This is a genomic window from Vibrio artabrorum (assembly GCF_024347295.1).
In the GTDB taxonomy this organism is placed as follows: Bacteria; Pseudomonadota; Gammaproteobacteria; order Enterobacterales; family Vibrionaceae; genus Vibrio; species Vibrio artabrorum.
Window position 1 is genome coordinate 240,235 of sequence record NZ_AP025458.1, and the last position, 25,073, is coordinate 265,307.

At 45.7% G+C, this 25,073-nt stretch carries 20 protein-coding genes and 15 tRNA genes; 22 read left to right on the forward strand and 13 right to left on the reverse strand.

The annotated features are described in order from the left end of the window. Positions 1-45: 45 nt before the first annotated feature. The gene (locus OCU36_RS01135) at positions 46-1,377 is read right to left on the reverse strand and encodes an MATE family efflux transporter (RefSeq protein WP_261838681.1); all 1,332 of its coding nucleotides are present in this window, start codon (positions 1,375-1,377) and stop codon (positions 46-48) included. Positions 1,378-1,531: 154 nt separating this feature from the next. Between OCU36_RS01135 and OCU36_RS01140 the strand changes: the two genes are divergently transcribed. The 4 genes from OCU36_RS01140 to OCU36_RS01155 all read left to right on the forward strand — a co-directional run bounded on the left by OCU36_RS01140 (position 1,532) and on the right by OCU36_RS01155 (position 5,880). Continuing rightward, positions 1,532-2,650: an LPS O-antigen chain length determinant protein WzzB gene (locus tag OCU36_RS01140; RefSeq protein WP_261838682.1), complete on the forward strand. Its 1,119-nt coding sequence runs from the start codon at positions 1,532-1,534 to the stop codon at positions 2,648-2,650. A 178-nt stretch (positions 2,651-2,828) separates the two neighbouring features. Beyond that, positions 2,829-3,119, forward strand: coding sequence for a co-chaperone GroES (locus OCU36_RS01145; protein WP_010433998.1), 291 nt, complete (start codon positions 2,829-2,831; stop codon positions 3,117-3,119). A gap of 150 nt (positions 3,120-3,269) precedes the next feature. Next, positions 3,270-4,916, forward strand: a complete 1,647-nt coding sequence (gene groL, locus OCU36_RS01150) for a chaperonin GroEL (protein WP_261838683.1) — start codon at positions 3,270-3,272, stop codon at positions 4,914-4,916. Positions 4,917-5,322: 406 nt separating this feature from the next. Further along, positions 5,323-5,880, forward strand: coding sequence for a VC2662 family protein (locus tag OCU36_RS01155; protein WP_261838684.1), 558 nt, complete (start codon positions 5,323-5,325; stop codon positions 5,878-5,880). An 83-nt stretch (positions 5,881-5,963) separates the two neighbouring features. On the opposite strand, the gene OCU36_RS01160 is transcribed toward OCU36_RS01155, so the two are convergent. Then, complete coding sequence (locus tag OCU36_RS01160; protein ID WP_261838685.1) at positions 5,964-6,452, reverse strand: MgtC/SapB family protein; 489 nt, start codon at positions 6,450-6,452, stop codon at positions 5,964-5,966. Between the two features lie 143 nt (positions 6,453-6,595). After that, positions 6,596-7,618 carry an EF-P beta-lysylation protein EpmB gene (gene epmB / locus OCU36_RS01165; protein WP_261838686.1) on the reverse strand — a complete coding sequence of 341 codons (1,023 nt, stop codon included), beginning with the start codon at positions 7,616-7,618 and terminating at the stop codon, positions 6,596-6,598. 33 nt (positions 7,619-7,651) lie between these two features. On the opposite strand from epmB, the gene efp reads away from it, so the two are divergent. After that, positions 7,652-8,218, forward strand: coding sequence for an elongation factor P (gene efp, locus OCU36_RS01170; protein WP_261838687.1), 567 nt, complete (start codon positions 7,652-7,654; stop codon positions 8,216-8,218). A 203-nt stretch (positions 8,219-8,421) separates the two neighbouring features. Here the strand turns inward: efp and frdD are convergent, their stop codons facing one another. Genes frdD through frdA form a run of 4 tightly spaced genes read right to left on the reverse strand, consistent with a single transcriptional unit; the run spans position 8,422 to position 11,802 of the window. Beyond that, positions 8,422-8,808: a fumarate reductase subunit FrdD gene (frdD, locus tag OCU36_RS01175; protein WP_261838688.1), complete on the reverse strand. Its 387-nt coding sequence runs from the start codon at positions 8,806-8,808 to the stop codon at positions 8,422-8,424. 12 nt (positions 8,809-8,820) lie between these two features. Then, positions 8,821-9,204, reverse strand: coding sequence for a fumarate reductase subunit FrdC (gene frdC, locus OCU36_RS01180; protein WP_261838689.1), 384 nt, complete (start codon positions 9,202-9,204; stop codon positions 8,821-8,823). A gap of 1 nt (position 9,205) precedes the next feature. Further along, on the reverse strand, positions 9,206-9,970 hold the full coding sequence (locus OCU36_RS01185) for a succinate dehydrogenase/fumarate reductase iron-sulfur subunit (RefSeq protein WP_261838690.1): 765 nt from the start codon (positions 9,968-9,970) through the stop codon (positions 9,206-9,208). After that, on the reverse strand, positions 9,970-11,802 hold the full coding sequence (gene frdA, locus OCU36_RS01190) for a fumarate reductase (quinol) flavoprotein subunit (protein WP_261838691.1): 1,833 nt from the start codon (positions 11,800-11,802) through the stop codon (positions 9,970-9,972). Before frdA ends, OCU36_RS01185 begins: the two co-directional genes overlap by 1 nt. A gap of 601 nt (positions 11,803-12,403) precedes the next feature. Here frdA and epmA point away from each other — a divergent pair. Then, positions 12,404-13,375, forward strand: a complete 972-nt coding sequence (gene epmA / locus OCU36_RS01195) for an elongation factor P--(R)-beta-lysine ligase (RefSeq protein WP_261838692.1) — start codon at positions 12,404-12,406, stop codon at positions 13,373-13,375. A 33-nt stretch (positions 13,376-13,408) separates the two neighbouring features. Here the strand turns inward: epmA and OCU36_RS01200 are convergent, their stop codons facing one another. The 5 genes from OCU36_RS01200 to rsgA form a co-directional block, all read right to left on the reverse strand. Further along, on the reverse strand, positions 13,409-14,296 hold the full coding sequence (locus tag OCU36_RS01200; RefSeq protein WP_261838693.1) for a DMT family transporter: 888 nt from the start codon (positions 14,294-14,296) through the stop codon (positions 13,409-13,411). A gap of 133 nt (positions 14,297-14,429) precedes the next feature. Then, positions 14,430-16,310 carry a methyl-accepting chemotaxis protein gene (locus OCU36_RS01205; RefSeq protein WP_261838694.1) on the reverse strand — a complete coding sequence of 627 codons (1,881 nt, stop codon included), beginning with the start codon at positions 16,308-16,310 and terminating at the stop codon, positions 14,430-14,432. 88 nt (positions 16,311-16,398) lie between these two features. Further along, complete coding sequence (locus tag OCU36_RS01210) at positions 16,399-17,814, reverse strand: SLC13 family permease (RefSeq protein ID WP_261838695.1); 1,416 nt, start codon at positions 17,812-17,814, stop codon at positions 16,399-16,401. A 242-nt stretch (positions 17,815-18,056) separates the two neighbouring features. Then, entirely contained in the window at positions 18,057-18,968 is a 912-nt protein-coding gene (gene asd, locus OCU36_RS01215; protein WP_261838696.1) for an archaetidylserine decarboxylase, read from the reverse strand. Between the two features lie 208 nt (positions 18,969-19,176). After that, the gene (gene rsgA, locus OCU36_RS01220) at positions 19,177-20,232 is read right to left on the reverse strand and encodes a small ribosomal subunit biogenesis GTPase RsgA (protein WP_261838697.1); all 1,056 of its coding nucleotides are present in this window, start codon (positions 20,230-20,232) and stop codon (positions 19,177-19,179) included. A gap of 149 nt (positions 20,233-20,381) precedes the next feature. Between rsgA and orn the strand changes: the two genes are divergently transcribed. From orn to OCU36_RS01300, 16 genes are all read left to right on the forward strand, one after another. Further along, positions 20,382-20,927, forward strand: a complete 546-nt coding sequence (gene orn / locus OCU36_RS01225) for an oligoribonuclease (protein ID WP_261838698.1) — start codon at positions 20,382-20,384, stop codon at positions 20,925-20,927. A gap of 181 nt (positions 20,928-21,108) precedes the next feature. After that, a tRNA-Gly gene (locus OCU36_RS01230) sits at positions 21,109-21,184 on the forward strand. A gap of 78 nt (positions 21,185-21,262) precedes the next feature. Beyond that, positions 21,263-21,339, forward strand: a tRNA-Met gene (locus OCU36_RS01235). A gap of 56 nt (positions 21,340-21,395) precedes the next feature. After that, positions 21,396-21,471: transfer RNA gene (locus OCU36_RS01240), tRNA-Gly, on the forward strand. Between the two features lie 79 nt (positions 21,472-21,550). Beyond that, a tRNA-Met gene (locus OCU36_RS01245) sits at positions 21,551-21,627 on the forward strand. A 56-nt stretch (positions 21,628-21,683) separates the two neighbouring features. Next, positions 21,684-21,759 (forward strand) — tRNA-Gly (locus OCU36_RS01250). 79 nt (positions 21,760-21,838) lie between these two features. After that, positions 21,839-21,915, forward strand: a tRNA-Met gene (locus OCU36_RS01255). A 56-nt stretch (positions 21,916-21,971) separates the two neighbouring features. Beyond that, a tRNA-Gly gene (locus OCU36_RS01260) sits at positions 21,972-22,047 on the forward strand. A 79-nt stretch (positions 22,048-22,126) separates the two neighbouring features. Continuing rightward, a tRNA-Met gene (locus OCU36_RS01265) sits at positions 22,127-22,203 on the forward strand. 56 nt (positions 22,204-22,259) lie between these two features. Continuing rightward, positions 22,260-22,335 (forward strand) — tRNA-Gly (locus tag OCU36_RS01270). 79 nt (positions 22,336-22,414) lie between these two features. Beyond that, positions 22,415-22,491: transfer RNA gene (locus tag OCU36_RS01275), tRNA-Met, on the forward strand. A gap of 56 nt (positions 22,492-22,547) precedes the next feature. Then, positions 22,548-22,623 (forward strand) — tRNA-Gly (locus tag OCU36_RS01280). Positions 22,624-22,701: 78 nt separating this feature from the next. Beyond that, a tRNA-Met gene (locus OCU36_RS01285) sits at positions 22,702-22,778 on the forward strand. 75 nt (positions 22,779-22,853) lie between these two features. Then, positions 22,854-22,929: transfer RNA gene (locus OCU36_RS01290), tRNA-Gly, on the forward strand. Positions 22,930-23,007: 78 nt separating this feature from the next. After that, a tRNA-Met gene (locus OCU36_RS01295) sits at positions 23,008-23,084 on the forward strand. 75 nt (positions 23,085-23,159) lie between these two features. Next, positions 23,160-23,235, forward strand: a tRNA-Gly gene (locus OCU36_RS01300). Positions 23,236-23,868: 633 nt separating this feature from the next. On the opposite strand, the gene queG is transcribed toward OCU36_RS01300, so the two are convergent. Next, positions 23,869-25,029: a tRNA epoxyqueuosine(34) reductase QueG gene (gene queG, locus OCU36_RS01305; protein WP_261838699.1), complete on the reverse strand. Its 1,161-nt coding sequence runs from the start codon at positions 25,027-25,029 to the stop codon at positions 23,869-23,871. Positions 25,030-25,073: the final 44 nt, after the last annotated feature.

Below are 25,073 nucleotides of genomic sequence, written 5' to 3' on the forward strand. Positions count from 1 at the left end.
TCCAAACTTGAATGCCAAAAATTTCTGGAAGCTGTTCCTAGCTACTCATATTGTTTTAGCCCTCACGCGAAGTGCAAAGCAATACCCTGAAACACCGCCGACAATGTTCCCCAAGGCTAAGCCTATAAATAGTCCTTCGACGCCATTGATTTGGCTGCCTATCCACGCAAAGGGCAAGGCAAAGACAAACAAACGCATAAAGCTCCATTGAAAGGCTTTCAGTGGTTGATGCATGGCATTCATCCCACTGATCAGCATCATCACAATACCTTGGAACCCATAGCTAAACGGAACGACTAATAGGTAATGCCACAAAATGCCTCGTACGGATTCTTCTTGAGAAAACAGGGCGGACAAAGGAGTGCTTAGCGGCACCATCATTAAGAAAATCAAACCTTGGAACAGCACGGCAAAACGCATACTGAGAAACAGTGCCTTAAAGCTGCGTTGAGGGTTGTTGGCACCAAAGTTTTGCGCCATAAAAGGGGTAAGAGCCGAAGTCAGAGACATTAGCACAATGATAAGAATGGATTCAATCCGCTGGGCAGCGCCATAAGCGGCCACGGCTTCGGTCCCTTGTTTGGCAAGCATCATCATAATAATAGCCCCCGCCAATGGATTAAGGGCATTTGAGAGTGCCGCAGGGGTGCCGATAGTCAGTATTTGGTGCCAGTCGCCAAGGATGCTTTTGACATTGGGTAAAGCCAGAAGTTTCTCTCGTTTAATCAAGATATACAGCGAACAGCACAGAGCACCAAACCAACTAAACCCACTGGCAATTGCAGCACCTTGAATCCCTAATTCAGGGAATGGGCCATATCCAAAAATGAGCAGAGGGTCGAGAATGCCGTTGATTAGCCCTGCCAGCATCATAATTTTAGCGGGTGTTTTGGTATCGCCACTGGCGCGAATGGCACTGTTGCCTGCCATTGGGATGACCAATAAAGGAATGGTGGCATACCAGAGCAGCATGTAGTCTGAAATCAGAGGCAGTAAATCAGACTCTGCCCCCAATAAAGTAAACAAAGGTTCGAGCGAGACAATGCCAATGGCGGAAGCGCAACAGACCAGAAGTATCGCGAGTAATAATCCATGGCAGGTAAATCTTGCCGCATTATGGGCACAACCTTGTCCTAACAGGCGACCAATGCACGTAGAAAGTCCGATCCCAATGCCCATAGTAATACAGTTGATAGCGAAGGTGATGGGGAAGGTAAAACTCACCGCCGCAAGCGCTTGGGTACCAAGCAATGAGATAAAGAAGGTATCGACAAGGTTGAACATCAAGATCGCCACCATACCGAATATGGTCGGTATGGACATAGTACGCAGTGTACTCTCAATGGGGGCCGTTAATAGCCCGTGCTTATCTTGCATGTAAAACGCCGATTGAACTAGAATGTGGTTAGGATACCGTGAATTGTGAGTAGTCTGAAGATTGCTTTCATAAAGTTTACAAGTCACACAATACTAACAGCATACGGTGTGATAGCATTCTGCCGTTATTAATTTATGTTTTGAGAGATTTAAAGTGAAACCGCAGAGCCAACCACAACCGTACACCCCAGAAAATCCGCCTATGTATAGCTCAAATGATGAAATTGATCTGCGAGAACTTTTTAAAGCATTGTGGGACGGTAAACTCATAATTATTTTGGTGACCGCTTTATTCGCAGCGAGTAGTGTTGGTTACGCGCTGTCAGCTCAAGAGTGGTGGTCTTCCAGTGCTAAAATCACAGCGCCACAACCTCAGAACTTCGCAGTGTTTCAGCAGCAAGTGAAGCAGTTTCAACCTGTTTTTAATACTTATCAAGAAGACGGGACGGTCCTTGTCAACCAAGAGCTAGATCACTTGATTGCTCCTGAAGTGATGTTTCAAGACTTTGTGAGTGCTTTTGATTCAACGAATAGTAAGAGGGATTTCTTCGATAGTAATAGTGAGTTCCAAAAGCTTAAAAACTCTAGTGTTGTTGGTTCGGATATGACTGCTGATGTTAGAGCTTTATATGCTCAATGGTTTAGTCGAATTTCTGCTTCTAAAGTTGATAAAAAGGATAGTAACACACCATATACTCTTAATTTTCAAACAATGACTAAGGAAAGCAGCTTCAATTGGTTAACGGCTTATATATCGGCAATTGAGGCAAAGGTTCATCAAGATACGTTCAATAATTTGCGAGTTATGGTTGATAGTAAACGCAACGAATTGATGCAACAAAAGAAAATTTTAGAAATTCAGGCAAGACATCAGTTATTAAATGAAACTGAGCGATCCCAATATGCGATGCGTATTGCACAAGCTGCTGGTATAGATAAACCTATTTATACGGGGAATCACAAGGAACTATTTGGTATTGACTTAGGATCAAGAGGCTTACAGGAGAAAGTTAAAACGTTAAAATCAATTGAAAATTTAACTGTGATTGAGCCTCGCCTTCAACAAATAAATGCAAAATTAGAGATGTTGAATAGCCTTAAAATTGATCGTACTGTTGAATTTCAACCGTTTCGTTATCTAAGCGATGTGGAGCAACCTATCAATCGAGATAAACCTAAACGCGCTTTGATTGTCGTTCTTGGCACATTGTTAGGTGGCATGTTGGGTGTTGCCATTGTCTTGATACGCTTTGCGTTTAGAAAAGAAGATTAAGTTTCAAGCGGCCAGTGTTACTCACTGGCCGTTTTCCTTTTTATACCCTTTGTTGTTTGAGTTTCCTCACAATTTTCCCCTTTCTCCCCTTGGGATCTTTCACATCGCCCCAACATATTGTTTGACCCACACTGATCGTGGCAACTATCAAAATTTAAATTATCAGGAGATAAGACCGATGAATATCCGTCCTCTACATGACCGAGTTATCGTTGAGCGCCAAGAAGTTGAATCTAAATCTGCTGGTGGCATCGTTTTAACGGGTTCTGCCGCAGAAAAATCGACTCGCGGTATCATTCTAGCTGTTGGCAAAGGCCGCATTCTAGAAAACGGTTCAGTGCAACCGTTGGACGTAAAAGTTGGTGATACCGTTATCTTTGCAGAAGGTTACGGCACGAAAACTGAAAAAATTGACGGCAAAGAAGTTCTGATCATGTCTGAAAACGACATCATGGCGATCGTTGAGTAATCTACACTCCGACCATAGTCAGATAGCTTTCACTTTTGATAGAACCTAAACGTCATTCCCTACAGCGAGGTAAGAGCGAGATAGGGAATCTGAAACAGATAATGATGAAGATGAAAGCCAACAACAAACAAGAATTTAAAGGAAATAAAGATGGCTGCTAAAGACGTTAAATTTGGTAATGACGCACGTATTAAAATGCTAGAAGGTGTAAACGTTCTGGCTGACGCAGTAAAAGTAACACTCGGCCCTAAAGGCCGTAACGTTGTTCTAGACAAATCATTTGGCGCACCGACGATCACTAAAGATGGTGTTTCAGTTGCACGTGAAATCGAACTGGAAGACAAGTTCCAAAACATGGGCGCGCAAATGGTGAAAGAAGTGGCTTCGCAAGCGAATGACGCGGCGGGCGACGGTACAACGACAGCAACAGTTCTTGCTCAAGCCATTATCACTGAAGGCCTGAAAGCGGTAGCAGCTGGCATGAACCCAATGGATCTTAAGCGCGGCATCGACAAAGCGGTTATCGCAGCGGTTGAAGAGTTAAAAGGCCTTTCTGTGCCATGTGCAGACACCAAAGCTATCGCGCAAGTCGGTACTATCTCTGCAAACTCTGATGCGACAGTCGGTAACATCATTGCTGAAGCGATGGAAAAAGTAGGTCGTGATGGCGTTATCACCGTTGAAGAAGGTCAGGCTCTGCAAGACGAGCTAGACGTAGTAGAAGGTATGCAGTTCGACCGCGGTTACCTATCTCCTTACTTCATCAACAACCAAGAAGCAGGTTCTGTTGATCTAGAAAGCCCGTTTATCCTTCTTATCGACAAGAAAGTGTCGAACATCCGTGAACTTCTTCCGACTCTAGAAGCGGTTGCTAAGGCATCTCGTCCACTTCTAATCATCGCTGAAGATGTCGAAGGCGAAGCACTAGCAACTCTTGTTGTGAACAACATGCGTGGCATCGTCAAAGTGGCGGCGGTTAAAGCGCCTGGTTTCGGTGACCGTCGTAAAGCCATGCTGCAAGATATCGCTATCCTAACGGGCGGTACGGTGATCTCTGAAGAGATCGGCCTAGACCTTGAGAAAGTAACGCTAGAAGACCTAGGTCAAGCTAAGCGTATTACTATCACTAAAGAAAACTCAACCATCATCGATGGTGCGGGTGAAGAGACAATGATCCAAGGTCGTGTTGCTCAAATCCGTCAACAAATCGAAGATGCAACGTCTGACTACGACAAAGAGAAGCTTCAAGAGCGCGTAGCGAAACTAGCTGGCGGTGTTGCCGTTATCAAAGTGGGCGCTGCGACTGAAGTTGAAATGAAAGAGAAGAAAGACCGCGTTGAAGATGCACTTCACGCCACTCGCGCTGCAGTTGAGGAAGGTGTGGTTGCTGGTGGTGGCGTTGCCCTTATCCGTGCAGCCTCTAAAGTTGCAGGCCTTGAAGGCGACAACGAAGAGCAAAACGTAGGTATCCGTGTTGCACTACGCGCAATGGAAGCACCGATTCGTCAAATCACTAAGAACGCAGGTGATGAAGAATCAGTGGTTGCGAACAATGTTCGAGCTGGCGAAGGTAACTACGGTTACAACGCGGCTACTGGTGAATACGGCGACATGATTGCTATGGGTATCCTGGATCCAACTAAGGTAACTCGTTCTGCACTTCAGTTCGCTGCATCCGTTGCGGGTCTTATGATCACGACAGAAGCGATGATCACAGACAAGCCTCAAGATGCGTCTGCTGCAATGCCTGATATGGGTGGCATGGGCGGTATGGGTGGTATGGGCGGTATGATGTAAAAATCACCCCTTTTCTTGTAACAGAGAAAACCCTACATAAGCTTTAGAAAACGGAGACTTTGGTCTCCGTTTTTTGTTTTAGGGAAATAAGGTGTCTAGACACTTTGTCCCTCTGTTCTGAAATGGCAGACGTGCTTTGTTTGAGTGGTTTCACATCACGTCATAGCTTAGTGCGAGGCATGAGCGTGATGGAGAATTTGGGTTGTTTCGTCAAAGGGCAAATGTTGATGGCTACTCTTACCTCTCTTTGTGTCTCTCTCTTTATATTGCTCTTTCTGATTTAGCGGCTTATATTAAATAGAACGGTTATGACATCAATTTAACATGACTAACTGTTTGATATGGATAATAAGTACTTGAGTGAAATGGATTAATCAAGTTAACAATAGTCAGTGGAGACTTCCCAATGAAAAAACTACTTTCAGTACTCGCTGTTTCTGCAGCGGTAATGGCCCCAGCGGCATTTGCTTCTTCACCAGTGATGTTTTCAACGATCAATGGTTTTAATGCGCCGAATGCCGACTCGGTTGGCGGTGTGCGCGTCGCCTTGCTTCACGGTCAAGTAAACGAAGTTAAAGGTGTTGATCTTGCTATCGTTGGTATGTCAGAGACGCAAAACACGACAGGTGTCAACCTTGGTATTTTTGGAGCGCATAAAGTAAACCAAAATATGACCGGGGCTTCTTTGGGTATCTTTAACTGGAACCCTGGAAAAACGACTGGTGTCAACTTGGGTGCGGTGAACGTTACTCATGATGTGAAAGGTGCGAACGTGAGTTTCGTCAACTACTCAGAAGGCAATACTATGGTTGATGTGGGGGCTGCGAACTTGTCAAAAGTGTCCACAGTTCAAGTTGGTTTCTTCAATAAAACCAACAAAATCGAAGGTGTGCAAGTTGGTCTGATCAACTGTGCTGATAACGGTTTCTTCCCATGCTTCCCAATCGTAAACTTCGCTAAATAGACTTCTGTCGCGCGAGTCGTTTTACTATTGATGAATGATATGTTCCTTAACGCCTAAACTTTCACGTTTAGGCGTTATTGTCTTCAGGGTTTCATGCGACTTTTTCTTTTCCATTTTTGATGGACGCCACGACGTAGGCTTTGGAAGCTGTTTTCAATTTTGTCGACCCCAAGTAATATCACGAGGGCCAGTAGTGTGATGATTACTGACTGAGATAGATGTCCTAACGCAATCATCATTCCTAAGGCGGCTAATACCCAAATAATGGCCGCTGACGTGACACCATGAATCTTTCCATCTAATGTCATCATGACACCGGCACCAAGAAAACCAACCCCGGTAATAATCTGCCCAAGCACGCGAGCTTGGTCGAGCGTATTCGGAGATAGGCTAATCGCCATGGTGAGAAAGAAATAGGTACCACTGATGATCAGGATTGATGTCCTGATCCCTACAGGTTTACCACGAGTTTGTCTTTCGATTCCAATCAACGATCCACACAGCATACATACTGCAAGGCCAGCCCAACTAAAAGGGGCAAGGTTGAGAGTTTGTTCTATAAATTGTGACATATTACCCCGCCGAAGCATTTAGAATAGAGCTGAGTATGCTAATAATAGACCAGACGATCGAACAAAAAATTTTTGTCGTGAAGGTCTATTTTACAACCGGTTGGAGTGGCAGTTATCTTTTGTCGATGGTTAAAGTCTGCCCGCTATTCAATGTTTAGATCGAGTGGTGTTTTGCTGCTACGTCCACCGATCTCGCGGGTCAATTTAGGTACTAGGTAGCCAGAAACTTCAGAGATTAAGCCTCTGAAGTGATGCTTTGCTTCTTCATCCGAAATATAGAAGTGCGCCGCCCCCTGAACTTTATCAAGCACATGCATATAGTAAGGTAATATACCGGCATCGAATAGTTTCTCACTCAATTTTTTCAATGCGTTAGCGTTGTCATTGACCCCTTTTAACATCACGCCTTGATTGAGGAGGGTAGTGCCACTTTGCTTCAACTTAAAGAAGGCTTGCTTAAGCTCTAGGTTGATTTCATTGGCATGATTAATATGGCTTACCATCACCACATTGAGGCGAGTTCTGGTGAATATCTGGCACAGTTCATCCGTTACTCGAGCGGGGATTACTACCGGTAAACGACTATGGATACGAACGGTTTGCACATGCGGAACCTGTTCAATGGCATTGATAAGCCACTCAAGTTCGTTGTCTTTTGCCATGAGTGGATCGCCACCCGACAAGATGACTTCGTTGATCTCTGGGTGAGCTGCAACATAGTCGAGGCTCGCTTGCCACACTGGCTTAGAGCCTTTGTTGTCTTGGTAAGGGAAATGACGACGGAAGCAATAGCGACAGTTTACGGCGCAACCTCCTTTGACAATCATCAGTGCTCGGTTTTTGTATTTATGCAGCAGCCCCGGAATGGCATTGTCTTGCTCTTCCAATGGATCAGCCGAATAGCCCTGATGAACCTCAAACTCTTCACTGAGTGGTAAAATCTGGCGCAATAAAGGGTCGTGTGGATTGCCTTTTTCCATTCGCTCAACGAAGCTAAGAGGTACCCGAAGTGCAAATAACTCACGGGCAGCGAAGCCAGCTTGCCATGGTGTTGGGTCGATTTCTAATGCCTCAAGCAGTTTTGTCGGGTCAGAGATCGCATTCGATAGTTGTTTGAGCCAGTTTTGCTCAACAGATTCGACTTTTCGGGTTATGATATGCGGCATTGAAATTAACTCAAAGATGTGGAAGATAAAATCATGGCGTCAGTAAGCACCAATGAATTCAAAGGCGGTTTAAAGTTCATGTTAGATAATGAGCCTTGCGCAATTATCGACAATGAATACGTTAAGCCAGGTAAAGGCCAAGCGTTTAACCGTGTAAAACTTCGTAAACTGCTGTCAGGCAAAGTGTTAGAGAAAACATTCAAATCAGGCGAAAGCTTTGAGCTTGCCGATGTTGTTGACGTTGATCTAGCCTACCTATACAACGATGGCGAATTCTACCACTTCATGAACAACGAAACATTTGAGCAAATTGCAGCAGACGTAAAAGCCGTCGCAGATTCAGCAAAATGGTTAGTTGAAAATGACGTTTGTACTCTAACGTTGTGGAATGATAACCCTATCACTGTAACTCCGCCAAACTTTGTTGAGATCGAAGTTACTGAAACCGATCCTGGCCTGAAGGGTGATACTCAAGGTACTGGTGGTAAACCAGCTACTCTTGCAACTGGCGCGGTCGTTCGCGTACCGCTATTCATCGCTATCGGTGAAGTGGTTAAAGTGGATACGCGTACTGGCGAATACGTTGGTCGTGTGAAGTAATTTACTTCAAGTTTCTGAAAAAGGTCGCTTAGGCGGCCTTTTTTGTATCCGGAGATCGTGGAAAAGGTGATAGAGCAGTTATCAGTCAATCACACGCGGATGGGTAAAGGACAAAAAAGCAGAACAAGATTATCCTGTTCTGCTTGAAGTATTATCGCTTTTACACTCTTCAAGACTCGATTGCTCGAATCCCAAACCGGCTATTAAATCATAAAGATGAAGATAACAGACAAGGCGCTGATAAGGCCTGCAAAGAAGTAGCAAATCACTTTACCAGCAACACCGACATGGAATTTCAGGTCATGCATACCGTGGTGAAGACGGTGCATTGCATGCCACATTGGTAGAGCGAGTGTACCGATAATGAATAGCGCACCGATAACGCTAGTGGCAAATTCAGAGACACGTTCGTAGCTCATTGCGTCAGCATCAATGATGCCCATTGGTACGAGAATACCCAGTACGAGAATCGTGATTGGTGTAATCATCGCGAACCAAGTACCGCCAGCGCCGAATAGGCCCCACCAGATTGGTTCATCTGAGCGTTGAGGGCTGTGGTTAACAGGTTTCACTTTGTAATTTGTGTTCATAACGAAAGCTCCTTACACCACAATAAGAACGATTAGAGAGATAAAAGCCACCGCGGCCCACTGGGTCAGAACGATGATCTTCTTATCGACCAATTTGCCTTTAAGACGGATTGGCATCACTTGAGGCATCATACTGAAGAAGGTTTGAGCGTGCATTAAGCTGCCGAGCAGTGCCACGATATTAATAGCGACAACGATAGGGTTAGCCATAAAGCTCAACCAGCCAGCCCAAGCTTCAGGGCCTTTCACGAGTGCGCCTAAGCCAAAGGTTAGGAACAGAGTGAATAGAATCAAAGGCAGTACTGTCGCTTCACGTAGCATGTAGAAGCGGTAGAACGGGTGGTTGCTCCACCACGTTCTCTTCATCTCACGAACATAAGGCTTACGATTGCTCATCTTATGCCTCCTCTGCATTTTTGATTTGAGAGCCGTCTGGTTTGAACATCGAGATAACGAAGTCCATTGAAGACTCAACTTTGCCTTGGTTTACTGCAGCCGCTGGGTCGACTTTCTTCGGACAAACTTCTGAACAGTAACCAACGAACGTACAGCCCCAAGCGCCGTTTTCACCGTTGATAAGCTTCATACGTTCAGCTTTACCGTTGTCACGGCTATCTAGGTTGTAACGGTGAGCCAGAGTCAGGGCCGCAGGGCCGATGAACTCAGGGTTTAGACCAAACTGAGGACAGGCCGCGTAACAAAGACCGCAGTTGATGCAGCCAGCGAATTGTTTGTATTTCGCCATTTGCTCTGGAGTCTGAATGTTGGTGCCATCTTCAGGTTTACGGTCGTTACCAATGATGTAGGGCTTGATGGCTTCGAGACGCTCGATGAACGGTGTCATGTCGACAATCAAATCTTTTTCGATTGGGAAGTTAGCCAGAGGCTCAATTTTGAAGCCATCCGGGTAGTCTCGTAAGAAACTCTTACATGCCAGTTTTGGCACGCCATCAACCATGATGCCACAAGAACCACAAATCGCCATACGACAAGACCAACGGTAAGACAGGTCTTTATCTAGGTTATCTTTGATGTAACCGATCGCATCAAGTACCGACATGGTTTCATCAAACGGAACTTCAAAGGTTTGAAAATGAGGTTCTGCATCATGCTCTGGGTCATAACGCAGGATCTCAATTTTTTGGATACGATTCACTGACATTATGCTTGCTCCTCTTCGCTCTTCTCATCTTTCTTAGCGCTTGCTTCTGCAGCTTCTTCAGCGGCAGCGGCTTTCTCTGCGGCTTCACCGTACAAACGCGCTTTTGGTTGAGATTTCGTGATCTTAACGTCGCTGTAGTCGATGGTTGGTGCGGCATCTTCGTTGTAGAACGATAGAGAGTGTTTCAGGAAGTTTATGTCATCACGTTCTGTGCAGTTGTCGTCTAGACGTTGGTGTGCACCGCGAGACTCTTTACGAAGGATCGCTGAGTGAACCATCGCTTCTGCAACTTCAAGGCCGTAGCCGACTTCGATAGCATAAAGTAGGTCGGTGTTGAACACTTTACCTTTGTCTTTGATGCTGATCTTCTTGTAACGGGCTTTTAACTCAGTGATTTTGTCGATGGTTTCTTGCATCAAGTCTTCTTGACGGTAGATACCACAACCCGCTTCCATGGTGTGACCCATTTCAGTGCGGATATCAGCCCAGTTCTCATCGCCTTCTTGGTTTAGTAGACCTGCGATGCGATCTTCAACCGCTTTCACTTGCTTAGCGATAGATTCTTCATTCCAGCCTTTGAATTCAGCGGCACGTTTCACAGCATGTTCGCCGGCCACGCGACCAAATACCACAAACTCAGCCAGAGAGTTCGACCCTAGGCGGTTTGCACCGTGTAGACCAACAGACGCACATTCACCAACGGCGAATAGGCCTTTAATTCGAGTCTCACAAGTGCCGTTAGTTTCAATACCACCCATGGTGTAGTGAACGGTTGGACGAATAGGAATTGGCTCTTTTGCTGGGTCTACGTTAACGTACGCTTTTGCCAGCTCACAGATAAACGGTAGACGCTCTTGCAGGTACTCTTCACCAAGGTGGCGAAGGTCAAGGTGTACGACATCACCAAGCGGGTGCTTGATGGTGTTGCCTTTCTGCTGCTCGTGCCAGAATGCTTGAGAAACTTTGTCACGTGGACCCAGTTCCATGTATTTGTTTTTCGGCTCGCCCACTGGTGTTTCAGGACCCATGCCGTAATCTTGTAGGTAACGGTAGCCGTTTTTATTGACGATGATACCGCCTTCACCACGACAACCTTCTGTCATCAAGATACCAGTGCCCGGTAGACCGGTGGGGTGGTATTGAACGAATTCCATGTCACGCAGTGGCACACCGTGGCGATAAGCCATTGCCATACCGTCGCCAGTGACGATGCCGCCGTTGGTATTACAGTGGTAAACACGACCTGCGCCACCGGTTGCTAATACAACAGATTTCGCTTTGATGGTAACAAGCTCACCTTCAGACATATGAATCGCGATAAGGCCTTGTACTTCACCATCTTCAACGATCAAATCCACCACAAAGTACTCATCAAATCGTTTGATTTGGTCGTACTTTATCGAAGTCTGGAACAGAGTATGAAGCATGTGGAAGCCAGTTTTATCCGCTGCGAACCACGTTCTTTCTACTTTCATACCGCCGAATCGACGTACGTTTACTTCACCGTTTTCTTTACGACTCCATGGGCAACCCCATTGTTCCATTTGGATCATTTCGCGAGTCGAGTTTTCAACAAAGTATTCAACAACATCCTGTTCACATAGCCAGTCGCCACCGCCAACCGTATCGTTGAAGTGGTTATCTAAGCTATCTTCGTCTTTAATTACTGCTGCTGAACCGCCCTCTGCCGCTACCGTATGTGAACGCATTGGGTAAACTTTAGAAATCAGGGCTACTTCCAATTCAGGATTAGCTTCAGCCGCAGCGATAGCTGTACGAAGACCAGCGCCGCCTGCGCCGATGACTGCGATATCTGTGGTAATTGTCTTCACAGTTATTCTCCAGTGTGATGCGGAGTATTCCGCTTGATATTTAAAAAGCTTATTGATACCAATCGTCGTAAATAACGGGTCATCCTAGCTGGTTAAAACACTCGATAACATCGTTAGAAATTTTGATTGTAGAATCACTACTTATCGAAAATTTCCGCCTTGGTCTCAAGCGTTTTTCCTACGCTATTTATGAACACTTACTTATTGTGATGGGTATTAGAGTACTTAAACAGCATCAACTGTTTATCCCCCCTAAGCCTTAAGTGGTAAGTTCAGTGTACGAGAGGAGGGTATTTGAAAAGTTGATGTATTTGGGTTTTTAGGTGGGTAATGCATGTGAGGTCATAGAAATTATAGGTTATGTGACTGCAATCACGGCAATGAGTGGTTGATAACGACTCTCCCTAAAAGAGGCGTGTTTACGGCTTGTTGAGTATGATTTTTGTTATCAATGTAGCTAGAGATTAAATGCATTGTAGCACGTTATTTTGTCGCTTAATGAAAGCAGCGTGCTGTTTGATAAGATAAAGATAGATGCTTACAAAAGAGGCGAAAAGTGGTAATTTTCTTTACCTAGAATTCAGTGATATGGAACTTAATAATGCACGCCACATGGCAACCTGCCGCAACCATCAATCAGTTAAAGCAACGTGCTGATATCCTTGGTCAAATCCGTCTTTTTTTCGCAAAACGCGACGTGATGGAAGTGGATACGCCAGCAATGAGTCACGCGACGGTGACGGATGTGCATCTACATACCTTTAAAACGGAATTTGTCGGGCCAGGCTATGCGCAAGGTCAACCGCTGTTCTTTATGACAAGTCCTGAATTTCACATGAAACGTCTATTAGCGGCGGGCAGTGGCTGTATTTATCAAATTTGTAAATCTTTCCGCAATGAAGAGAATGGCCGTTATCACAACCCTGAGTTCACTATGTTGGAGTGGTATCGTGTCGGCTTTGATCATCATGACCTCATGGATGAAATGGACCTGTTGCTGCAGCAGGTACTTAAATCAGGCAAAGCACAACGAATGACATATCAACAAGCCTTTATTGATGTGTTGGGTGTATGTCCACTGGAAGATTCGATGGCTACGCTAAAGCAAGCCGCAGCAAAACTTGGGCTCAGCGACATTGCTGACCCAGAACAAGACCGCGACACCTTGCTACAACTGCTGTTTAGTATTGGGGTGGAAGCTAAGATAGGGCAACAAGTGCCTGCGTTTGTTTATGATTTTCCGGCTTCACAAGCGGCACTAGCCAAGATTAACCCGAATGATTCGCGAGTGGCTGACCGCTTTGAGGTGTACTTTAAAGGCATCGAACTGGCAAACGGCTTCCATGAGCTAGATAAACCACAAGAGCAATTACAGCGTTTTGAAGATGACAATGCCAAACGTATTGAGATGGGCTTATCGCCTCAACCGATTGACCATCACTTGATTGAGGCATTAAAAGCGGGCTTACCAGACTGTGCGGGTGTTGCGTTAGGTATCGACCGTCTGATCATGCTGGCGTTAGGTTATGACCACATCGATGAGGTGACAGCTTTCCCGTTCCCACGCTCTTAGCTCTCTATTCAGTTAGTCCTACTTACTGTTTGGCTAACTGACCAGAATCCCAGTGCCAACGATGGCAACAATGGCACCTATCCAAGCGTAGGCATTTGGTCTCTGCTTGGTGTACAACCAAAGTATTGGTAACAACATGATGGGGGTGGTGGACGACAGTAGCGCGACCATACCGACATTGCCTTCTTGCAGTGCATACAAGATCAGCGTCATTCCTACCGCCATCGCTAGAAATCCATTAACTGCTGTAATCGTAAATATTTGACCATTCATCGGATTGAGCGCGCGTGACAGCTTAGCTCCGGTTAAACGAAAGGCTGAGTGAGCCACAAAGGCGGCGATCATTCGAATGGCTGAAGCCGCGACGGGGTCCATGCTGGTTTGCATCACTGGTTTGGCAATAATGCCACCCAATGCTTGGCATATCGCGGCTGTTATTCCGAGGGCAACGCCAATCCATACTGTGCCTTTAATGGTTTCGAGTTGGTTGTTCGCTTGTCCACGACGACCAAAGAATATCGCCGTTAATACACCACTAAACACTAAAGCTGAGCCAATAAGCTCCACCGATGTCATGCTTTCGCTAAACAGGAAATAGCCGAGAATCGCTGAGAATACAGCGTGGCATGAGAACAGCAAACCGGCTTGTCGTGGGCCCATTCGGTTCAAACAGGCAAATAGGGCGGTATCACCAATAAAGATACCAATCAGGCCTGAAAGCATCATCGGTGTGATAAGGCCAGCTTCGACACTTGACCAACCGCCGGTAAACCAAGCCATGCTTGATAAGATGACAGCAGTACAACCCATCCGCCAACGACTGTAAGCGAAAGAGCCCAAGTGTTGAGCAGGCTTTACCGACATTAGGCTCGCAATGGCCCAAAGAAAGGCCGCTGCGAGAGCCAACCATTCGAATCCCATGTAATAACATCCTTGTGTCTGGGATAAGTTAGCTCATCAATATGCATCAAACCGAACTGAGAACAAAGCGATTATTAACAAAACAACCAACAATGTTTACCGTTCGGCTTAACTTGATGTGATTGCGTTTGCTTTACACTTTAAAGCGTTCCACATCTTGGCGCATTGATTCAGCTGCGCCACTCATTTCATTTGAGCTGTTTCGGCTGCTTTCTGCTTGTTGTGCCAGATCGTCTGAAGCATCTTTGATTCCTTGAGTATTGCGACTGATGTCTTCGCTTACCGCGCGTTGCTCTTCTGCAGCACTTGCTATCTGCAGTGCCATATCATTGATTTCAGTGATCGCTTGGGTGATCTTAGTCAGGCTGTCATGAGCTTGCTCTGCGAAGCCTACGCTGTTCTCTGCCAACTGAGTGCTGGTGGTCATGCTGTCAACGGCGTGTCCTGTGTTCTTTTGTAGCGTATCAATCATTACGCGGATTTCTTCCGTCGAACCGTGAGTTCTTTGGCTGAGCACGCGTACTTCATCGGCTACAACAGCAAAGCCTCGACCTTGCTCACCCGCTCGAGCTGCTTCAATCGCTGCATTCAATGCCAACAGGTTGGTTTGCTCGGCGATACCTTGAATCGTTGATAAAATCTGATTAATGCTTTGAGCATTGCTCTCTAATTCACGGATAACATTGGCCGCGTCTTCAACTTGCTTGGCAAGGCCAGTAATCGCATCACGGTTTTGTTGAATAACCTCTTGTCCTTCACTGCAAGCGGTAGCCGACGCCTGAGAAGCCGATGCGGTTAATTCGGCATGACTTGCGACCTCAGCGGCTGTGGCTGACATTTCATGAATTGCAGTCGCAATTTGGTTGATATCATTTTGTTGATTCTCAACGCTAATCGAAGATTGAGTCGCCAATTGATTGGCTTTTTCTGCATGATTATTTAAATCATGGCTATGATCGATGACCCCTTTGAGCATGCTCTGCATTTGGCTTAAGAACTGATTGACTAGCTCAGCCAGTTTGCCAATTTCATCCATACGCTTGATATCAATACGTTGGGTGAGATCGCCTCTGCCTTGAGCAAGCTGTGTTAGTGCTTGAGACAATGTTTGCAATGGGTGCAGCAGGCGGTTGATGACCATTGTGCTCGCGATTGAAATGACAATGTACAAAATGAAAGAAATGAGAGTGATGAATTGAATCGCATCGGAGACCGTGGAAAAGGCCATTTTCTTATCGATAACAATACCGAGTGACCAATCGGTATTTGGCACGTTAGCAATGTAGACCAGTTTGTCCCCTTGACCAGGCCAAGCTAAAGTTGTGATCGTTTGATTGTTGATCAATTGTGATACTTTGCTCGTTGTTAACTCTGGATTCAGACTGGTCAATGGTTTTTGGCTTAACTCTTCATCACTGTACGCCACAATGTTGTTGTTACCATCCACTAAGAACGCAAAACCATCGTTATCGAGTTTTACGTTCAGTACGGTGTCAATGACGCTGTTTACGGTTAAGTCTGCTGCGAGGACGCCTTGCTTTTCACCATTGAATGCTTTAGCAAAACTAATGACAATGCTGCCGTCAAAGTCTTGATAAGGTTCGGTAATGATGAGACCGGAGGCTGCGCTTGCATCTTTATACCATGGGCGAGTGCGTGGATCATAGTCTGCTGGCCAATCTTCACTTTTATCGCCATAAGCGATAGTGCCGTCACTGAATCCGGCGTAAACCGACAGGAATTGCCCGGCTTGTTTAGTGAGTAATAACTCGCGGTCAGAGTTGCTATTGCTTGATACGGTCGATTCATTGGCTACCATCATATCGCTGCGGATTGAGAGCCAATCGGCAATATAATTGGTGGTACTCATACTCATGTTTTTCATTTCTTGGTTGATCGCAGTTTCCGTCTCTTTGTTGAGTTGGTTTACTGATATCCAAGCTTGAGCGCCACTCACCACTGCGATAATCACCGCAATAGCAACCTGAATTTTAAACTTAATGGTATGTCTCAAGGTCTATTTCTCCCTTGTAGGTGTTGTTGAAGAACGATAGTGTTTAAGACCCAATTAAGGGAGTTATAGCAAAATCACTTAACGTAGATTAGGTGATGATAAACAGCGCAATATATACCATGACCAATCCAATAATGCCTAAGATTATCCCCATCTTCGCCATGTCTTTACTTTCGATAAGCCCAGTTGAGTAGGCCAGCGAGTTAGGTGGGGTGGAGACTGGAAGAATCATCCCAAGTGATGCGGAGAAGGCAACAACCACGAGCAAGCCTTGTAAACCACCAATGGCGACCAAGCTTTCCATCGAGGCACCAATAGCGGCAGCAATAGGCATCAATAAGTTGGCTGTGGCGGTGTTCGACATGAAGTTCGCCATTAACCAACATACAATCGATAGGGTCAGCACCACAGCTGTCGGTGATAGTGACTCATAATCAATCGCGTGAGCCAATGCCGCGGCGAGCCCGGTTTTATCTAAGCCAATACCAATCGCAATCCCCCCGGCGACTAACCAAAGCACATCCCAGTTGATTAACTTGAGTTCTTCTTTGCCCATGATGCCAGTCAGTGTGAACACCGCCAGAGGAATGACAGAGACCACATAGGTGTTCATACCGTGCAGTTTAGTGGTCATCCACAATAAGATTGTCGCAGTAAAGGTGACGTAAACGACAATCGCACGCCAGCTCTTTTTAAACTGGCCATCGAGCTTGAGTACCATATTTTTTTGCTTGGAAGGAAAGAGTTTTTGCAGAAGGAACCAAGCAATAGTGAGTTGGATAATCACAAAAGGTAAGCCCATCATCATCCAGCTAAGGAAGTCGATGCTGTTTTCACCTGTGAGATACTGGAGTGCAATTGCATTGGGCGGCGTGCCAATTGGCGTAGCGATACCACCGGTATTCGCTGCAATTGGAATGCACAATACCAATGCTTTAATCCCCATATCTCCTTTGGGGGCTGACGCGACGATTGGGCCTAGCAGTGCGAGCATCATGACGGTGGTTGCGGTATTCGACATGAACATTGAAAATACGGCAGTGATCAACATTAACCCCAACATGATGAAGCGAGGCTCGGTACCAAATGGCTTGAGCAGTACCCGGGCTAAGTTATTGTCTAGCTCGTACTTAGATGCGGAGATCGCAAGGGCAAAGCCACCCATGAAGAGTATGATGATCGGTGATGAAAATGCGCCAAAAATGTCAGTGTATTTAATTAACTCACCAAGATCATGTCCCGGGGGGGGATTTCTGAATAAGTGTAAGCCTTTGTCGGAGATCATCACTAATTCGAGTGCGATGATCAAAATAGAAGTGGCAAACACCGGAACAGGTTCAAGTACCCACAGTAGCGCTGCCAACAGGAATATCGCCAGCAAGCGGTGTTGAATCAAGGTGAGGTCATCTATGGGGATCGAATCGATAGGCATGAATAACACGCCCAAGGGAATCGCAAAACAAATCAACAGCTTGATCAAAACACCAACGTTAAGCTTAGGCATGATACAAAGACCCTATGAATAAAATATCTTCAAATAGAGTAAGTTATCTGGCTTTTTGGTACTTGGAGGCGGGTTGTAAAATCGAAAAGTTGTTTAAGGTTTCAACGACTGTTTTGTTTTTGGTCAATCTTTCTTCTGGGGAATTCTGATCTTGTTATGACCAGTATTGGCAGTAATGACAAAGGCGCATGATTGATTCGCAATCATGCGCCTTTAACATTTCTATGAGTCACCCCAGACGATTAAGCTTCGTCAGTGTTCTCTAGTGTCGCTTCTTGACTCGTTTGAGCTGTTGTTGCTGCAACATGTGCGTACGGGGTGCCAAGAACGGTTTTCTCACCATTAATCATAGTGTCATCAAACTTGATCGCACCTTTAGCAAACAGGTTGATAACGGTTGAACCAAGCTTAAAGCGACCCATCTCTTCGCCTTTCTCTAAGTTTATGGCGGTATCACCTTGTGCAGGGTAATCCCATTTATAAACAGAGTTACCACGAGGAGGCGTAATCGTGCCTGCCCACACTTGCTCGATGCTACCAACAATCGTTGCACCAACCAGCACTTGTGCCATTGGGCCAAACTCCGTATCGAAGATACAAACCACACGTTCGTTACGTGCAAACAAGTTTGGAACATTCTCTGCCGTTAGTGGGTTCACCGAGAAAAGGTCGCCCGGAACGTAGATCATTTGGCGCAGTGTTCCATCGCATGGCATGTGTACGCGGTGGTAATCACTTGGCGATAAGTAAAGCGTTGCGAATTCACCGTCTTTAAACTCTTCAGCAAGGCTAGCATCACCCCCCAGTAGTTCACGCGCTGAGTAGTTGTGGCCTTTCGCTTGAATCAGTTGGCCGTCAGTAATGGGACCAAATTGGCTAACGCGAGCATCGGCAGGGTGAACGATGACAGAGTCACCTTCAGCGATAGGGCGCATGCCATCTTTTAATTCACGAACGAAGAATTCATTGAATGTTTTAAAGTGTTTTGGATCGCTATGCAGAGCCTCATCCATGTTCACTTTATATTGTTTGATGAACCAGTTGATGATCGCTGTCGTTAAACCTCCCGCTTTAGCAGACGCGAGCTTACCGACTAAACGTGTCAGGCCATGTTGTGGGATCCAATACTGCAATCCAACTTTAATCTTATCCATTGTATTAATTTTCCGATGCTGTTTGTTTTTGATGCCAATTACTTTCGATGTTAATTGCTTTCGACGTTAATTACTTTCGATACAAAGTGCTTTCAATGAAAACGAGTTAATGACGGTTTAGGGCGCGAGATGTTACTTAAAATCGCGGCAATTGTCAGTAATCACAGGAATCGTTAGTAAATGCACACGTTTATTCACAATAATGTGATTAGAGATCCGCTTTCTTACTGCGTGAGTACTGACGGTTATCTTTGTTGTCAGCCATTGTTTCAATAATTCGATGGTAGCTAGCAAAACGTAAGCGACTAACTTTTCCCTCTTCTACGGCTTGACGCAATATACAGCCGGGGTCGTCATTGTGCTTGCAGTCGCGGAACTTACAACCACCTAGGTAGGGCTTGAACTCAATGAAAGCATCCGTGATTTCATCCGCTTCTAAGTGCCATAGGCCGAATTCACGCACTCCGGGAGAGTCGATGAGGTCGCCTCCTGAAGGGAAGTGGTATAAACGCGCCGCTGTGGTGGTATGTTGGCCCAGTCCAGAGTTTTCAGAAACCGCACCTTCTTCAATATCCAGTGTTGGCATCAGCGCATTTACTAGGCTTGATTTACCCACCCCAGATTGACCTACAAAAATGTTGATGCGATCTTTGAGTTCAGCTTCGAGCTCTTTGATGCCATATCCCGATTCTTTACTTACGAACATCACTTTGTAGCCGATTTTCTCATACACTTTCAGCGTTTCGCGGTATTGAGCAATCTGCTCATCAGTCAGTAGATCGACCTTGTTCAGTACCACAAGAGGCGCAATGTTGACCGTTTCAGAAGCGATCAAATAGCGGTCGATAATATTAAGTGATAGCTCTGGTAGCACCGCCGATACAATAACCATTTGGTCGACATTGGCTGCAACCGGTTTAAGGCCGTCGTAATAATCGGGGCGAGTCAGCATTGAAGTTCTTGGTTCAACCGCTTCTACCACGCCTGAAATTCCAGCCATCGACTCTAAGCCTGCACGCCAAGTCACTCGGTCACCAGAAACTAAAGTCTCGATACTACGGCGCAAGTTACAACGATGAACTTCGTTAGTTTCAAGATCTTCGATATCAGCATGTTGACCAAAGCGCGTAATCACGAGCCCGCTTTTGGTGCCACCAAGCATGTTCTCATCCCATTGGATAGAATCTTCTTTCTTGAGTCGCTTGTTCTGGTTGCTACGTACGCGACGTACTTGACCTTTAGTTAACTTCTTTTTTTTAGCCACAATATTTCACTTAACACATCTAACTTGATGATTGGGGACTCAAACAAGGTGTCGCTGATGCCACATGATTTCGTGGCCCTAAAGCTAGTTTGAGTATAGTTATTTGGGTATAGTACCTCTTTTACACATAAACAAATAGGCGACGCCTTATGTCCTTTAGCGATCAGAACCTTATTTGGGTTGATCTAGAGATGACAGGACTTGATCCTGAAACTCATAAAATCATTGAAATTGCGACTATCGTTACGGATAGTGAGCTCAACATCCTGGCTGAAGGACCTGTTTTGGCTATTCACCAACCCCAGAGTGAATTGGACAAGATGGACGATTGGTGCACCACGACGCACACTGGCAGCGGTCTAGTGAAGCGAATTCAAGAAAGCACGGTTTCAGAACAAGATGCCATCCAACAAACGATTGAGTTTCTTGAACAATGGGTACCTAAAGGTAAGTCACCGATTTGTGGTAACAGCATTGGTCAAGATCGCCGTTTCCTATACAAGCATATGCCAGAGTTGGAAGAGTACTTCCACTACCGTTATATTGATGTAAGCACTCTCAAAGAACTGACTCGCCGCTGGAAACCTGAGATTTTAGAGGGTTTTTCAAAGTCGGGAAGCCACCTTGCATTAGATGATATACGTGAGTCGATCGCTGAGTTGCAGTACTACCGAAAAACGATTATTAACATCTGATCGGATCAAACAATCACGTTTATCTAACTTTTCAGGGACATAAGTGTTAAATTTTTTGTAAATCTGTGTGCTTTTACAGCAGTTGAGTAAAAAGTTACGTGATTTTGCATTTAAGGGCTTGCATCACAAAAAAATGCTCTTATAATTCGCAGCCCTGAACGGTGAAAGACGTTTTCAGATTGCGATACTAGCTCAGTTGGTAGAGCGCAACCTTGCCAAGGTTGAGGTCATCGGTTCGAACCCGATGTATCGCTCCAGTTTGATTCTTTTAGGAAGTCAATTCCTAGAGGAGCCTCTTGGAGGCAAGAGTCATTGACTTAAACAATGCATCCGGACGCGGGATGGAGCAGTTTGGTAGCTCGTCGGGCTCATAACCCGAAGGTCGTTGGTTCAAATCCGGCTCCCGCAACCACATTACAGTTAAGCGCTATCTGTTGCCCAAGGCGGTAAGAGCAGCGAGTAACTTATGCGATACTAGCTCAGTTGGTAGAGCGCAACCTTGCCAAGGTTGAGGTCATCGGTTCGAACCCGATGTATCGCTCCAGTTTGATTCTTTTAGGAAGTCAATTCCTAGAGGGCGCCTCTTAGAGGCAAGAGTCATTGACTTAAACAATGCATCCGGACGCGGGATGGAGCAGTTTGGTAGCTCGTCGGGCTCATAACCCGAAGGTCGTTGGTTCAAATCCGGCTCCCGCAACCACATTACAGTTAAGCGCTATCTGTTGCCCAAGGCGGTAAGAGCAGCGAGTAACTTATGCGATACTAGCTCAGTTGGTAGAGCGCAACCTTGCCAAGGTTGAGGTCATCGGTTCGAACCCGATGTATCGCTCCAGTTTGATTCTTTTAGGAAGTCAATTCCTAGAGGGCGCCTCTTAGAGGCAAGAGTCATTGACTTAAACAATGCATCCGGACGCGGGATGGAGCAGTTTGGTAGCTCGTCGGGCTCATAACCCGAAGGTCGTTGGTTCAAATCCGGCTCCCGCAACCACATTACAGTTAAGCGCTATCTGTTGCCCAAGGCGGTAAGAGCAGCGAGTAACTTATGCGATACTAGCTCAGTTGGTAGAGCGCAACCTTGCCAAGGTTGAGGTCATCGGTTCGAACCCGATGTATCGCTCCAGTTTGATTCTTTTAGGAAGTCAATTCCTAGAGGGCGCCTCTTAGAGGCAAGAGTCATTGACTTAAACAATGCATCCGGACGCGGGATGGAGCAGTTTGGTAGCTCGTCGGGCTCATAACCCGAAGGTCGTTGGTTCAAATCCGGCTCCCGCAACCACATTACAGTTAAGCGCTATCTGTTGCCCAAGGCGGTAAGAGCAGCGAGTAACTTATGCGATACTAGCTCAGTTGGTAGAGCGCAACCTTGCCAAGGTTGAGGTCATCGGTTCGAACCCGATGTATCGCTCCAGTTTGATTCTTTTAGGAAGTCAATTCCTAGAGGGCGCCTCTTAGAGGCAAGAGTCATTGACTTAAACAATGCATCCGGACGCGGGATGGAGCAGTTTGGTAGCTCGTCGGGCTCATAACCCGAAGGTCGTTGGTTCAAATCCGGCTCCCGCAACCACATTACAGTTAAGCGCTATCTGTTGCCCAAGGCAGTAAGAGCAGCGCGTGACTTATGCGATACTAGCTCAGTTGGTAGAGCGCAACCTTGCCAAGGTTGAGGTCATCGGTTCGAACCCGATGTATCGCTCCAATTTGATTCTTTTAGGAAGTCAATTCCTAGAGGGCGCCTCTTAGAGGCAGAGTCATTGACTTAAACAATGCATCCGGACGCGGGATGGAGCAGTTTGGTAGCTCGTCGGGCTCATAACCCGAAGGTCGTTGGTTCAAATCCGGCTCCCGCAACCACATTACAGTTAAGCGCTATCTGTTGCCCAAGGCGGTAAGAGCTGCCCAAGGCAGTAAGAGCAGCGAGTAACTTATGCGATACTAGCTCAGTTGGTAGAGCGCAACCTTGCCAAGGTTGAGGTCATCGGTTCGAACCCGATGTATCGCTCCAGTTTGATTCTTTTAGGAAGTCAATTCCTAGAGGGCGCCTCATAGAGGCAGAGTCATTGACTTAAACAATGCATCCGGACGCGGGATGGAGCAGTTTGGTAGCTCGTCGGGCTCATAACCCGAAGGTCGTTGGTTCAAATCCGGCTCCCGCAACCACATTACAGTTAAGCGCTATCTGTTGCCCAAGGCGGTAAGAGCTGCCTAAGGCAGTAAGAGCAGCGCGTGACTTATGCGATACTAGCTCAGTTGGTAGAGCGCAACCTTGCCAAGGTTGAGGTCATCGGTTCGAACCCGATGTATCGCTCCAGCTTTCTTCTAAAAAAAAGCGATGATAATCCTTTAAACCACCGTGTTTTTCTTTAGATCACAGAGTTTAAAGGCGACCTAAGGGTCATGCTCTTTCTTTAATGCTGCGAAGCATAATCTCCCCCAAAAGCAAATAATCCGCCATTATGGTGGGTGTTCTTTTGTCTTAGTTTTTCTTAGCAACTCGAATGCTAGTAAACATCAGGTCTCTGAAGCAGATACTTGAGGTTTTTCATATCTATAAACAGACTTATCCACAAAACTAAGGGTGTGGATAACTTGGTTGATAAAGTAATTTCATGCTTAATCCTTCCCCCTTCTTTAAAAGATCTTTCTTATTTTCAATATATTAGCGCGATCGGTGTATTTGTAACTCATTGTTTTTCATGAGTTTGATGGGCGGTCTTGAATTTGGTGAAAGATCGTTAACTCATTGTTTTTTGATCTTAATCATTTATCGTTACTGTGTTTAACTTTGTATGGGTGTCGTAGGTTTGTGACAGAACAGAATTTTTTCCACATTGTTAAAATTGAGAACAAGGTCAAACATTGTTTTAAAATTGTGTGCAACGTGTTGCCTTTAAGCTTAGGGGCATGATATCTGCGAATGAGGTAAACCTTGATATATAAAGGGCTAGGCGTCTCTTGGAAGCCCTTTTTCAACAATGCGTATCAATCTGTGCTTTTTGGTGAGTATTTTGCTGCTCTTCTTTTGCACACCGTTATTTTCTTGCACGCCACTCGCGTTGGGTAACTGCTTGAGTTGCTTTTTCAATGCCCACTCAATATGGACATCCAACAGTTCATTTTGGCCTTGATGAGATTCAAGTGCTTCAACAATGCGGTGTTGGAATGGTGCATTGCCCATTGCAACAAAGATATTGCGTAACCATTGGGTGTGGCCAATGCGTCTTATTGCTGAGCCTTCCATTTTCTTAAGAAAGGTGGCTTCGTCCCAACCTGAAAGGGTAACAAGATCGGCCTCTTGGAAGTCATCTCTACGGTGAAAATCTTTTTGCTCTGTGAGTTCGGCATGGCGGTTCCACGGGCAAACTAACTGGCAGTCATCACAACCATAAATACGGTTGCCAATGGCGTCTCTGTACTCTTCAGGGATAATCCCATCAAATTCAATGGTTAAATATGAGATGCATTTGCGCGCATCCACGATGCCATTGTCAAGAATTGCGCCGGTTGGACAAGAAGTGATACAGGCTGTGCATTTTCCACATTCATCAACACTGGGTTCATCGACAGGAAGGGGGATGTTCACGAGCAGCTCTGCTAGGAAGAACCAGGATCCAGCATCTTTATCGAGAATCAACGAGTGCTTACCTGTCCAACCCAGTCCTGCTTTTTGAGCGAGCGGTCTTTCTAAAATAGGCGCGGAATCGACGAAAGGACGTGAGTCAAAACCTTCAACCTCTGTTTCGATTCTTTGCCCTAACTTTTTTAACTGATTACGTAACAATTTGTGGTAATCGCGGCCTAAAGAATATCGGCTGATATAGCCTTGAGAGGTATCACTTAGGTTAGAGGCAAACTGAGCTTCTGGTGGTAGATAGTTCATTCGAGCGCTGATCACTCGAATTGTGCCTGGGTGAAGTTCAGCTGGACGCGCACGCATCATTCCATGTCGAGCCATCCAATCCATTTCACCGTGATTGCCAGCATCTAGCCATGCTTGCAGGGGACCTTCGTGTTCAGCTAAGTCAACATCACAGATGCCCACTTTTTGAAAGCCTAGCTCTTTTCCCCAGATTTTAATTTTTTCAGCAAGATGGTCTAGATTCATGGCTTAATTCTTATTTTCTCTGTTTTACAATTAGAGATAAGGCT

Bases quoted from the DNA above. Each gene is read 5' to 3' on its own strand.
- OCU36_RS01210 (WP_261838695.1), bottom strand. From the start codon at position 17,814: ATGCCTAAGCTTAACGTTGGTGTTTTGATCAAGCTGTTGATTTGTTTT.
- OCU36_RS01135 (WP_261838681.1), bottom strand. From the start codon at position 1,377: ATGCAAGATAAGCACGGGCTATTAACGGCCCCCATTGAGAGTACACTG.
- OCU36_RS01145 (WP_010433998.1), top strand. From the start codon at position 2,829: ATGAATATCCGTCCTCTACATGACCGAGTTATCGTTGAGCGCCAAGAA.
- frdD (WP_261838688.1), bottom strand. From the start codon at position 8,808: ATGAACACAAATTACAAAGTGAAACCTGTTAACCACAGCCCTCAACGC.
- frdC (WP_261838689.1), bottom strand. From the start codon at position 9,204: ATGAGCAATCGTAAGCCTTATGTTCGTGAGATGAAGAGAACGTGGTGG.
- epmB (WP_261838686.1), bottom strand. From the start codon at position 7,618: ATGCCGCATATCATAACCCGAAAAGTCGAATCTGTTGAGCAAAACTGG.
- OCU36_RS01185 (WP_261838690.1), bottom strand. From the start codon at position 9,970: ATGTCAGTGAATCGTATCCAAAAAATTGAGATCCTGCGTTATGACCCA.
- asd (WP_261838696.1), bottom strand. From the start codon at position 18,968: ATGGATAAGATTAAAGTTGGATTGCAGTATTGGATCCCACAACATGGC.
- epmA (WP_261838692.1), top strand. From the start codon at position 12,404: ATGCACGCCACATGGCAACCTGCCGCAACCATCAATCAGTTAAAGCAA.
- orn (WP_261838698.1), top strand. From the start codon at position 20,382: ATGTCCTTTAGCGATCAGAACCTTATTTGGGTTGATCTAGAGATGACA.
- efp (WP_261838687.1), top strand. From the start codon at position 7,652: ATGGCGTCAGTAAGCACCAATGAATTCAAAGGCGGTTTAAAGTTCATG.
- OCU36_RS01155 (WP_261838684.1), top strand. From the start codon at position 5,323: ATGAAAAAACTACTTTCAGTACTCGCTGTTTCTGCAGCGGTAATGGCC.
- OCU36_RS01200 (WP_261838693.1), bottom strand. From the start codon at position 14,296: ATGGGATTCGAATGGTTGGCTCTCGCAGCGGCCTTTCTTTGGGCCATT.
- groL (WP_261838683.1), top strand. From the start codon at position 3,270: ATGGCTGCTAAAGACGTTAAATTTGGTAATGACGCACGTATTAAAATG.
- queG (WP_261838699.1), bottom strand. From the start codon at position 25,029: ATGAATCTAGACCATCTTGCTGAAAAAATTAAAATCTGGGGAAAAGAG.
- OCU36_RS01160 (WP_261838685.1), bottom strand. From the start codon at position 6,452: ATGTCACAATTTATAGAACAAACTCTCAACCTTGCCCCTTTTAGTTGG.